This is a genomic window from Micromonospora sp. D75 (genome assembly GCF_018070405.1).
GTDB classification, from domain to species: domain Bacteria; phylum Actinomycetota; class Actinomycetes; order Mycobacteriales; family Micromonosporaceae; genus Micromonospora; species Micromonospora chalcea.
This window is the reverse complement of sequence record NZ_JAGPXV010000248.1, coordinates 1-8,037: the sequence shown is the minus strand read 5'-3', so window position 1 is coordinate 8,037 and position 8,037 is coordinate 1. Positions and strand designations below refer to the sequence as shown.

The 8,037-nt window shown below is 69.9% G+C and carries 10 protein-coding genes and 1 tRNA gene; 4 read left to right on the top strand and 7 right to left on the bottom strand.

What is annotated here, in order from left to right; genetic code table 11:
• Window positions 1–33 precede the first annotated feature (33 nt).
• A tRNA-Arg gene (locus KBX39_RS16420) sits at window positions 34–109 on the top strand.
• A 29-nt stretch (window positions 110–138) separates the two neighbouring features.
• Here the strand turns inward: KBX39_RS16420 and KBX39_RS16415 are convergent.
• From KBX39_RS16415 to KBX39_RS16395, 5 genes are all read right to left on the bottom strand, one after another.
• Window positions 139–534 carry a hypothetical protein gene (locus KBX39_RS16415; protein ID WP_210871367.1) on the bottom strand — a complete coding sequence of 132 codons (396 nt, stop codon included), beginning with the start codon at window positions 532–534 and terminating at the stop codon, window positions 139–141.
• A 31-nt stretch (window positions 535–565) separates the two neighbouring features.
• Window positions 566–2,575 (bottom strand): hypothetical protein, encoded by a 2,010-nt coding sequence (locus KBX39_RS16410; protein WP_210871365.1) that lies wholly within the window; start codon window positions 2,573–2,575, stop codon window positions 566–568.
• A gap of 134 nt (window positions 2,576–2,709) precedes the next feature.
• Window positions 2,710–3,036, bottom strand: coding sequence for a hypothetical protein (locus KBX39_RS16405; RefSeq protein WP_064448668.1), 327 nt, complete (start codon window positions 3,034–3,036; stop codon window positions 2,710–2,712).
• Entirely contained in the window at window positions 3,027–3,884 is an 858-nt protein-coding gene (locus KBX39_RS16400) for an alpha/beta fold hydrolase (protein ID WP_210871363.1), read from the bottom strand. The genes KBX39_RS16405 and KBX39_RS16400 overlap by 10 nt, the downstream gene beginning before the upstream one ends.
• Before the next feature lie 123 nt (window positions 3,885–4,007).
• Window positions 4,008–4,733, bottom strand: a complete 726-nt coding sequence (locus KBX39_RS16395; RefSeq protein WP_043328854.1) for an SDR family oxidoreductase — start codon at window positions 4,731–4,733, stop codon at window positions 4,008–4,010.
• Between the two features lie 75 nt (window positions 4,734–4,808).
• Here KBX39_RS16395 and KBX39_RS16390 point away from each other — a divergent pair, with 75 nt between their 5' ends.
• Window positions 4,809–5,168, top strand: coding sequence for a MerR family transcriptional regulator (locus tag KBX39_RS16390; RefSeq protein WP_181373721.1), 360 nt, complete (start codon window positions 4,809–4,811; stop codon window positions 5,166–5,168).
• Between the two features lie 157 nt (window positions 5,169–5,325).
• Window positions 5,326–5,772 carry a hypothetical protein gene (locus tag KBX39_RS16385; protein ID WP_043328852.1) on the top strand — a complete coding sequence of 149 codons (447 nt, stop codon included), beginning with the start codon at window positions 5,326–5,328 and terminating at the stop codon, window positions 5,770–5,772.
• Here KBX39_RS16385 and KBX39_RS16380 read toward each other — a convergent pair.
• The gene (locus KBX39_RS16380) at window positions 5,769–6,179 is read right to left on the bottom strand and encodes a TIGR03618 family F420-dependent PPOX class oxidoreductase (RefSeq protein ID WP_064448672.1); all 411 of its coding nucleotides are present in this window, start codon (window positions 6,177–6,179) and stop codon (window positions 5,769–5,771) included. The genes KBX39_RS16385 and KBX39_RS16380 overlap by 4 nt on opposite strands.
• 41 nt (window positions 6,180–6,220) lie before the next feature.
• Entirely contained in the window at window positions 6,221–6,661 is a 441-nt protein-coding gene (locus KBX39_RS16375) for a hypothetical protein (RefSeq protein WP_043328848.1), read from the bottom strand.
• Between the two features lie 206 nt (window positions 6,662–6,867).
• On the opposite strand from KBX39_RS16375, the gene KBX39_RS16370 reads away from it, so the two are divergent.
• A partial coding sequence (locus KBX39_RS16370) for an ATP-binding protein (RefSeq protein ID WP_210871361.1) occupies window positions 6,868–8,037 on the top strand: 1,170 nt, incomplete at its 3' end.

The window sequence follows — 8,037 nt, the reverse complement described above, 5'->3', positions numbered from 1 at the left end:
GCGGTACCCTCTTGGCGCGACGACCGTCGGCGCGCGCCCGTAGCTCAGCGGATAGAGCAGGGGACTTCTAATCCCAAGGCCGCAGGTTCGAATCCTGCCGGGCGCACCATCCCCACCGCAGGCCAGATCGTCAGCGGGCTACAGGTTGTTGATCCGGGCCAGCAGCTCCGCCTCGGTCAGGTTCTCCAGGACCTCGTCCTGCTTGCGGCCCAGGACCGCCAGCAGCTTCTCCTTCTCCAGCTTCTTGGCCGCCGCCGCCTTCGCCGCCTGGTCCTCGGCGAGGCGGACGGCGATGACGTGCTTGACGACCTCCAACTTGGTCTCCAGGGTCGCCTTGGCCGGATTGGCCTCGGTGGCCACGAACGACTCGGTGTCGACGGCCTTCAGTTCAGCGTTGACCGCCTTGGCCACGTCGTCGAGGCTGAAGCCGGACTTGGCGGTCAGCGAAAGCTCCCACAACTGCTCCGTGGTCAGCAGTCCCTTGGCCGACGGATAGCGGAACTTCTCCCGGGTGGCCTTCTCAAAAATGGTCACGGTGACCTCTCTCCGATTTCTGGGTAGGGGATCAGAACTGGATGCTGACGAGGCGGCGCCGACCGCCGGTCATGGTCACCTTGGCGACCACAGAGTTACGGATCGTGGAACTGAAGCCGAGGCCGGAGAGCTGATCCGGAGAGGGCTCGCACTTGGTGCGGTCGCCGAGAACCTCGAACACCTTGCGATGCGGTTGCAGGTCGGCGCGGAGGAACTCGTTGTAGATCCCCCGCGTCGGCTGGTCGTTCACGCACCCCTTCAGGATGAAGAAGTAGTGCCGGTTGCCGACCTCGTTGTCGTCGAAGTAGTTCGGCGAGTACATGATCGTGGACACCGGTACGAACTGTTCGGTGGTGATCCCCCACAGTTCCTTGCCCGCACTGCCCCGCTGCACGTCCTTACCCGGCCGGAAAGCGGTGATCACGCCGCCGGTGACCGTCATCCGGCCGACCTCGACGGTCTCCTTGTGGCCGATCGCGCGCTCGTGGCGGTAATGCTCGATCTTCCCGTCGCTCTCGGTCTCGATCACGAAGCCGACCTGGGCGCTGTCCCGCTTGCGGTACTGGTTCACCTCGATCCGGTACTCACCGTCGGGGACGTGGTCGGTCCAGGTGACGTTCTCCACCGGCTCGCGGGAGAACGGCCCGCTGGCGTTCATGTCGACGTCCAGCTTGTCGCGCTTCTCCTGGTACCAGATGTGGTCGCCGTTTGGTTCGAACACGTGCAGGTCGAGGTCGTCGTGGTTGAACCAGGACAGGCTCACCCGCAGCTTGCCGGTGACGTTGCCGCCGGCCCGCTTGACCTTCTCCCGGATCGAGTCGGCGACGTTGCCGCCGTACGACCAGGCGAAATCGTTGTCCCACCTGAACAACCGCGGAGCGGCCGGGTGCCGGCCGGTCGTGAGACTGACGAAGTGCGGCTCGTGGGTGTTGGCGACCCACAGGTCGATGGAGGTGGCGCCGGGCAGGATGTCCTTCAGGAAGGAGACCACGGGGATCTCCTCCGGCTTCGCGTCACGAAGGCGCGCACCTGTCGACGTCGTAGTGGCCGCCTGCATGAGCAGCCCTTCGATGCCGTCCTTCATCTGCGGCTGGGTGTCGTTGTCGACCCACAGCACGTTGTTGACCGACACGTCGGACAGCCGGGCGAACCGTCGCTGCAACGACTCCTCGATGCCCAACTCGTCGATGGTCTTCATGGCAGCCTTGACCATGGCCGGGGTGATCAGCGCCGTGGGGCGCTGGTAGTTCTGCGGCGCCACCTTCGTCTCGAACGACCGGACCGCCTGCTCCAGGTCGACGCCGGCGGAGAGAGCCTGGACGAGGGTGCCGATCACCGTGTTGCGCAAGCGTGCCGCCGGGTTCATGGCGTTGGCGAAGACGAAGGCCCGTCCGTCGGTCGCCTTCGTCCACCGGTTCTGCAGCGACCGGAACTCGGTCACCGCCCGACGATGCTCCGTGCCGCGGTAGAGGGCGTTGTCGTCGATGAGGTCGACGACGGTGTCCAGAGCGTGCGGGGTCAGCTCGGCCAGGCCCCGCTGGAAGACCTGCACCGCGGCGTTGAAGTCGCTCTGTGCCGCGCCGACGTCTTCGACACGATGCCGCTTCTCCACCCGGCCGTGCAGGTGGTGCCACACCTCGACCTGGCCGTCGCGCAGCGATCGGGTGGTCTTCGTGCCGTACTGCGCCTGACTGGACCGGAAGACGGTGGCCAACGGCAGCGAAAGAACGAACTCGTCCAGAGTGGCGGCGACGACGGAGAAGACCGGGTCGGAGGCCGAGACCCCGGACCAGACGGTACGGACCCGCCCGTCGTGGATCTCGACGACGTTGCCGAAGTGCTTGATGAAACCGCGGCAGGTCGAGCAGTCGTACTCGGATCGCTCACGGAACCGCAGATTGGTGCCGGCGGGGAAGGATTCGAGGAAGGTGAGCCAGAGTGAGTCCCGGTCGAGGCCGTCGCCAACGACGTACAACTCACCTTTGGACATGGTGGACAGACGTGAGGTCACGTCCGTCACGAACTGCTGAAAATCGCCCACCGTTCATCCCCCTTGATCGCCGGAGATCCTACGGAGCGATCACCAATCGGAGAACCGCGTTTCCGGCCTTCCGCACGGTCACGAGACGAGTTCCAAGGACGTGTTTCAGCGCGGTGCGCTCCGCGTCGCCGGCCCTAGCCCTGCTCGTCAGCACCGAGGTCCAGCATGAACGGGGAGCCGGGGCGCTCGGGCTGCCAGCCCCGCTCAAGCCCCTGCCGGATGGCACTCGCGACCAGCGAAGGGAGCACCGGAGAGGCCACGGCATTCATCCAGTTGTCCGGTCGCGGTGACGCGAGTCGGACGACGAGAGTGGCGCACCCAGCCAGATCCGCGCGCTCAACGGCGAAGCTCAACGGTGACCAGGTCAGACCCTGGCTGTACGTCGGCTTCCGGCGGACGAGCCAGCAGTAGCGGTTGCCGTCGACGACGATGGGCCGACTGCCCCGCTTGTTCAGTGCCACTGATCCTCCAGCCGGGCAACCAGCGCGGCGATCAGGTCGGGGCGCTCGTCGGTGACGAGATGGCCGGCGCCGGGAACGATGTCGGCGTCCACATGGATCCGCTGTCGTGCTCCTGCGCGCAGTCGTGCCGGGGGCAGGAACACGTCGTGGTGTCCGCTCGCGACCACGACCGGCATCGTGTGAGCGGCCGCCGGTACGAGGTCGTCGGAACTCACCGGACGGGCGTGCCGGGCGACCAGCGTCATCCATTCCACCAGTTCGGCGCGGGGCTCCTGGCCGGGAGCAGACAGGATGCGTAGCAGTCGACGGCTCGAAGCAGCTCGTGGCCGCACCAGCCAGGCCAGGAACGCCAGCAGGACACGGGGTGTGATCCGGAGCCGGCATAACCCGCCTGGAGACACGGCGACCTTTCCCCGAATCCGCGGATGATCCGCGGCGAGCGCGACAGCGCCGCCGAACGAATGCCCGAGCACCACGACCGGCCCGGCGGTGGTCTTCTCGATGACCTCTCCCAGCCACGAGCCGTACCACGTGAGCCGGCCACCGGCGGTGCCCGCTTCGTCGGAGCTCAGCCCTGGCTGGCCTGGAAGGTCGGCGGCGACCACCCGATAGCGCTGGGCCAGGGCAGTGAGCAGCGGCAGGTAGGCGGTGCTGCTGAAGCGGTCACCAGCGACGAAGACGACTGTGACCGGGCCTGCGCCGACGGAGACAACGTGAGTGTCTTCGGCCTGGGCGCGAATCACGCGTCGATCGTGCGGGACCGGCCATGCAGTCAACTGTTCCTCGCACCACCGGCGGATCCTGTCCCGGCCCGCAGCGGTTCGATAGATCGAGGTCACCTGCTGCATCCTGCATCAGGGTGATCGGAGGCGCCACGACACCCTCCGGGTCACCGTCAACGCGCTGCAACCGGTCGGCGATGTGGCGCCTCCGCGAACGCGGCCACGACCGGCACGTACCGCCAGGCCCGGTCAGGCCGCCAGCGCCGCCAGGGCGCGGTCCATCGCGGCGTTGAACTCCTCCGGCGTCAGCGTCAGCCGGGACTTGACGTCCCGGCTCCACTGGTCGGCCAGCACCTCGGCGGCACCCGCCTCGACGCCGTCGAGCGCCGCGTCGGCCAGATCGGACGGCGCGATCTTGTCGACGGGCCAGCCCGCTGACATGTCGGTGTCGGCCAGGCCGAGGTGCACCGCCGTCACGAGCGTGCCCTGCTCGGCGAGTTCCAGGCGTACGCCGTTGGTCATGGCCCAGGCGGCGGCCTTGGTCAGGTGGTACGCGCCGGCGCCCCTGGTCCCGAACCACGACATGGCGGAGAGCACGTTCACGATCGCGCCTCCGCCGTTGCGGGCGAGGGCCGGCGCGAACGCGCGGATCATCGTCAGGTGGCCGAGCACGTTGGTCTCCACCTCGTGCCGTACCGCCTCCAGCGAACCGGTCACCAGGTCGGTTCCGGTCTGGATGCCGGCGTTGTTGACGAGCAGCGTGACGTCCGGGGCGGCAGCGGCGACGGCCCGTACGGATGCGGGGCTGGTGATGTCGAGCGGCAGCGCCTCGACGCCGGGCAGGTCGACGGTCTCCGGCCGGCGGGCGGTCGCGTAGACCTTGCGGGCGCCGCGTTCGAGCAGGCGCTGGGCGAAGGCGCGGCCCAGGCCGCGGTTGGCGCCGGTGACGAGGGCTACCGAGTCGTTGATGTCCATGCCCGGTACGCTAAAACCTGACGTTGACGTCAGAGGCAAGTGTTGATCGCCGAGACCGGGGTGTGAGGGGTCACCGTGACCGAGCCGCTGATCCGCATCGGTGAGGTGGCACGCGGCGCCGGTGTCTCGGTACGGGCCGTGCGCTACTACGAGGAGCAGGGCCTTCTCGTCCCCAGGCGCAGCCCGTCCGGCCAGCGCCTCTACCGGCCGGACACCGTCACGCTGGTGCGCTTCATCCAGCAGATGTACGCGGCGGGCCTGACCAGCAGCCGGATCGCCGAACTCCTGCCGTGCTGGGACTCCGGGCACACCGACCCCGGGCAGCGGGCCATGCTGCGCGCCGAGCGCGAGCGCATCCAGGCCAAGGTCGACGATCTCCGGGCCGCCCTGGACCGCCTCGACGAGGTCATCGCGATCACCGATTCGCACCCGTAGGCGCGATCGCCCGCGCAGGCCCGACGACAGACGCAAGGCGGAGAGTGGCACAGGAATCCTGGTCGCGTCGACCCGCCGGTTTCGTCGGTGGTGTCGGGCATGATCGCGTGCGCCGCCGCACGACGGCGGTCGACGAGCGGGATCACCGGGAGGCAGCGTGGGCGCATCGGGATGGACCTACTTCGTGGCGTACCAGCCGGATGCCCAGGCCGCGCTTGACGAACTGCGCCGGCAGGTCTTCGAGACCGGCGACTACTGGTGGGCGGCGCCGGGCGAGTTCGGTGCGTCCGCCGCCGACTTCCCGGACCGTCCCCGCAGCGAGGAGGAACTGTGGGCGGACGAGCGGGTACAGGAGTCCGGCACCCACTCCATCCTGGACATGTCGCGGGTGCTGACCGACGGCGAGGAGCCCGGCTTCGGGACGTTCCAGCGGGTGACCGAGGCCGAGGCGCTCGCACGCGTGGGCGTCGCCAGGCCGACTCGCGCGCACGTCGAGGCGCTCGCGCCGCTGGCCGAGCAGCGCTGGTTCGGCCGGTACGCCGTGCTGCACGACGAGGCGGGCGTCCCGAGCGAGATCTACTTCTGGGGGTTCTCCGGGGACTAGCGTGCCCGGCCGGCGAGCAGCCACCGCCGGACGGGCACCTCCAGCAGCACCCGTTCACTGTCCGGTGTGACCGGCTGCCGGATGTCCCAGCCGCCGTACTTCTCGGCGAACGCCGCCACGATCGCGGGCGGGAAGCCGGCACGGTGCAGGCGGGCGACGCCCTCCGCGACGACCGGGTGGACGCCGTCCTCCAGGGCGAGCGAGACGCGGGGGTCGGCCGCCACGTTGCGGGCCTTGACGCTACGGCCCTCGCAGCCGATCCACCAGACGCCGTCGGCGTACACGAACCACACCGGCGTCATGTGCGGTGAGCCGTCCCGGCGCAGCGTGCAGAGCCAGACGTTGCGTTCGCGGGCGAGCCGGTCCTCGACGGCCGGGGGAACCGGTGCGGTGGGAGATGGGGCCATGCGACAAGTGGATCAGGTGCGCGCGGAGGAGCGCCACCGGCTCACTCGCAGATCCGCCACTCCCCGTCCTCCTTGACCATCGGGAACGACTGCGTCACGTTGGTCCCGACCGCCGGGGTGAACCGGATGGTCGTCGACCCGCTCACCCGGCCGTTGTTGTTCGACACGTTCAGCCCGGTGATCTCGTAGCCGGTGAACTCCGGCTGGGAGGACTGCTGCCGGGTGAAGTCCGCCTCGCTGACCCGGTCGCGTACGCGGGTGCAGAGCTGCCGGTACGCGGCGGGGTAGTCGCGGTCGACGATCGCCTCGGCGTAGGTCTGCGCTGTGGACCGGGCCGGACCGGTGGCTTCCTGCACGACCCGGAAGAGGAAGAAGCCGCCGAGCACACCGCCGGAGCAACAGATCGCCAGCACCACGCCGAGCACGATGAACAGGGTTCGCTTGGACTTCTTCGGCGGCACCATGGCCGGCTGGTATGCCATACCCCGCAGGGTAGGAGACGCCGGCAACCGTAAACCGGAGGCCGCGGCTCCGCTTCTCGGCGGGGCGCTGAGCCTCAGCTGCTTTACGCCGGAGCGAAACTCGTCAAGCACCAAGGGTGACCAGTACCCACAAACCGTGTTATTCTCCGGCGTCAATCTATGCCGCGCGGACCCGGCCGGGTCGCTGCCGGAAGGACATCCCCCCGATGCCGGTCGCTGCCGCCACGTCTCTGCCCGGGTCCACCCAGGCCCGGCCGGCGGCTGAGGCGTTCACGCTGATCTTCACGACGCTTCCCGCGCTGCTGCGACTCACCTGCGGTCTGGTCGGCGCGGTGGTCGCACTGTCGGTGCGGACACCGCCGGTGCGGGTGGCGCTGCTGATCCCCGCTGTCGTCGTCCTCACCGTCTGGTCGGTCTGGTACGCCTGGCGGGCGTTCCGGCACGGCATCGACGGGCCACTGGTGGCCGGCGACGTCGCGCTCACCACCGCCGCCGCGCTCGCCGTCCCGTGGCTGGTCGCGCCGGAGGTGCTGCCGGGCGAGGCGAGCTGGATCGCGGTGCTGGCCAGCTCGACGGTGATCAACACGCAGGCCACCGCGCCGGCCCGCTGGTCGGTGCCGGCCGGGCTGCTGGTCACCGCCGCGTACGTCACCGGCACCACGCTGGCCGGCAACCCGGTCGAGGCGCGGGCGCACGCCGGGACGCTGCTGGTGCAGACCGGAAGCGCGGCGGTGATGACAGCGGTGATGCGCCGCCGGATCGCCCGCGCCGACGCCGCGTTCGCCGACTACCAGCGGCTGTCCCACGAGGCGGTGGTCGCGCGCGCCGCCCGCGAGGACGAACGGCGGCAGAACCGCGACCTGCACGACACCGTGCTGGGCACGCTCACCATGGTCGGCCTCGGCGCGGTACCCGACTCGGCGACGTTGCGCGAGCGGTGCGCGCACGATCTGCGTACCCTCACCGCCCTGGCGGGCGCGCGGTCCGCGACCGCGGCCGGCGAGGCCGACCTGGACGAACGGCTGCGCCAGGTGCTCGCCGGAACGCCCGGGCCGGCGGTGACCGCGACGCTCGCGCCCTGCCGGCTGCCGGCGGAGGTCGCCACGGCGCTCGCCGACAGCGCCGCCGCCGCGCTCGCGAACGTGGCGCGGCACGCACCCGGCGCGACCGCGTCGCTGCGCCTGGCCCGCGAGGGCGGCGCCGTCGTGGTCGAAGTGGTCGACGACGGTCCGGGCTTCGACCCCGCCACGGTCCCGGCCCACCGGTACGGGCTGCGCGAGTCGATCCACGGGCGGATGACCACTGTGGGTGGACGCGCGCTGGTGACCTCCGCCCCTGGCGCGGGCACCCGGATTCGGCTGGAGTGGTCCGATGCC

Coding starts and splice junctions, on each gene's coding strand:
- KBX39_RS16380 (WP_064448672.1), bottom strand. CDS start 6,179: ATGGCCCCATCTCCCACCGCACCGGTTCCCCCGGCCGTCGAGGACCGG.
- KBX39_RS16375 (WP_043328848.1), bottom strand. CDS start 6,661: ATGGCATACCAGCCGGCCATGGTGCCGCCGAAGAAGTCCAAGCGAACC.
- KBX39_RS16400 (WP_210871363.1), bottom strand. CDS start 3,884: ATGCAGCAGGTGACCTCGATCTATCGAACCGCTGCGGGCCGGGACAGG.
- KBX39_RS16395 (WP_043328854.1), bottom strand. CDS start 4,733: ATGGACATCAACGACTCGGTAGCCCTCGTCACCGGCGCCAACCGCGGC.